1 protein-coding gene is annotated in these 2,594 nt (G+C 78.9%); it reads right to left on the reverse strand.

All coding sequences use genetic code 11. The annotated features are described in order from the left end of the window. Positions 1 to 2,594 (reverse strand): hypothetical protein (locus tag BST12_RS34450; protein ID WP_211281390.1); only part of this gene is annotated, 2,594 nt, incomplete at both ends.

Below are 2,594 nucleotides of genomic sequence, written 5' to 3' on the forward strand. Positions count from 1 at the left end.
CCGCTGCCCCCTCCGCCGCCTCGGCCACCGGTCTCGCCAGAGGCAGCGCCGCCGCCACCACCTCCGCCACCGAAGCCTCCGCTGGCGAGGGCGCCGGTGGTGACACTTGCGGCCGGTCCTCCCGTGCCGCCGTCACCGCCTTGGCCGCCTGCGCCCCCGGAGGCACCGCCGCCTCCGCCGTTGCCGCCATGGCCGCCGGCTCCTCCGCCACCACCACCGCCGCCCAGGCCAAGGGTGGCGTCGGTGACGCCGGTCGCGTTTGCGGCACCGAAGCCGCCGTTGCCGCCGTGGCCGCCCTGGCCGCCTTCGCCGCCGGTGGTGTTCCCGGCGCCCGGCGCCCCGCCGTCGCCGCCTGTGCCGCCATCACCGCCCTGGCCGCCGTTCGAGCTGGCTGAGCCCGTGTCCGTGTTGACGGCGCCCATGCCGCCGTCACCGCCGGTGCCACCGATTCCGCCTTTACCGCCGGCGCCGCCGCCGGCCCCGCCGATGCCGGCACCGCCGGTGCCGCCGCCGCCGCCGGCTCCGCCCGAGCCGCCTGAGCCACCATTGGTGGGAGTGCTACCGGAGGTGAAGGTGCCGTCGGCGCCGTTGCCCCCGTCGCCCCCGTTGCCGCCTTGGCCGCCGTCGCCGCCGGTGCCGTTGGCGCCGGCTGCGCCGCCGTCGGTGATGGCTCCGGCCGCGCCGGCATCGCCGCCGGTGCCGCCCTGTCCGCCTTTCGCGCCTTGGCCGCCAGTGCCGTCGGCGGCGGTGGTGCCGGTGTTGCTGCCGCCGTTGCCGCCGGTGCCGCCGTTGCCGCCGTTGCCGCCGTCTCCGGCGGCCCCGCCGTGGTGGCCCAGCCCGTCGCCGGCTCCGCCGGTTCCGCCGGTTCCGCCGGCACCGCCCTGGCCGCCCTTATGGCCTTCCGTTGGCGCTGGGTCATTGTTGCCGTTGGCGCCGGTGCCGCCGTTGCCGCCCTTGCCGCCCTGGCCCCCGGCCCCGCCCGTGCCGTAGCTGCCGGCTGCGCCGCCGTCGGTGATCGCTCCGGCTGCTCCGGCGTCGCCGCCGGTGCCGCCCTGTCCGCCCTTGGCCCCATTGCCGCCGTCGGTGCCTATGTTGTTGCCACCATCGCCGCCGGTACCGCCGTCGCCGCCGTTGCCGCCTTGGCCGGCGGCCCCGCCGTGGTGGCCCAGGCCGTCGCCGGCCCCGCCGGTGCCGCCTTTGCCGCCGGCGCCGCCTTTGCCGCCCGGTCCGGCGTCGGCGGGAGCGGATGAGTCGGCGGTGGGCAGGCCGTTGCCGCCATTGCCGCCCTTGCCGCCCTGGCCCCCGGCCCCGCCCGTGCCGTAGCTGCCGGCTGCGCCGCCGTCGGTTATCGTTCCGCCCGCGCCGGCGCCGCCGCCGGTGCCGCCTTGTCCGCCCTTGGCGCCATCGGCGGTGCTGCTGTTGGTGCCACCGCCGTTTGCGGGGCCGCCCTGGCCGCCGTTGCCGATGTTGTTGCCGCCGTTGCCGCCGGTGCCGCCGGCCCCGCCGTCGCCGCCGTTACCGGCGGCACCGCCGTGGTGACCCAGGCCGTCGCCGGCCCCGCCGGTGCCGCCTTGGCCGCCGTCGCCGCCCTTGCCGCCCTGACCGGCGTCCATTGGAGCGGTCGAGTCGGTAGTGGAGGTGCCGGTGCCGCCGGTGCCGCCGGTGCCGCCGGTACCGCCGGTACCGCCGGTGCCGTAGCTACCGGCCGCACCGCCATCGGTTGCAGCCCCCGCCGCGCCGGCGTCGCCGCCGGTGCCGCCCTGTCCACCTTTAGCGCCGTCGCCGCCGTCGGTGCCGGTGTTGTTGCCGCCGTTGCCGCCGGTGCCGCCCTGGCCGCCGTCTCCGCCCTGGCCGCCGGCACCGCCGTGGTGGCCCAGGCCGTCGCCGATCCCACCCACGCCGCCTTTGCCGCCGCCGCCGCCCTTGCCGCCCAGATGGCCGCCCTCGGGCGACTTGGAATCACTGGTGCCGTCGATCCCGGTACCACCGGCTCCGCCGTGGCCGCCGGTGCCGCCGGTGCCGCCGGTGCCCATAGCGCCGGCCGCACCGCCGTCGGTTCCGGCCCCACCGTGTCCGGCTTTGCCACCCATACCGCCCTCGCCACCGTCGGCACCGTTGCCGCCGGTGGTGCCCGTGTTAGAACCTCCGTCGCCGCCGGTCCCGCCCTGGCCGCCCATGCCGCCGTGTCCACCGGCCCCGCCACCGACACCGCCCACACCGGCTCCACCGGCGCCACCTTGGCCACCGGTACCGCCTTGGCCGCCCAGTAGACCGTTGGTGGGCGTCACCTGGTCGCTGGTGCCCAGCTGGCCGACGCCGCCCTGGCCGCCGGTGCCGCCGGTCCCGCCGACACCGCCAGTGCCATTGCCGCCGGCATGACCAGCGGACCCCAGGAAACCGCCGGCGCCGCCACCGCCGCCGGCGCCGGCCGCCCCGCCGACCCCGCCTACTCCACCGGTCCCACCATCGGCGGCCACAGTCGCTCCATCGGCTCCGGCCCCGCCGGTACCGCCGGTGCCGCCAACGCCGCCCGCGCCACCGGCCCCACCGGACCCGAACAGCCCACCGGATCCCAGCAGCCCGGCATCGGCCCC

It is taken from the genome of Mycobacterium angelicum, from assembly GCF_002086155.1.
GTDB lineage: Bacteria > Actinomycetota > Actinomycetes > Mycobacteriales > Mycobacteriaceae > Mycobacterium > Mycobacterium angelicum.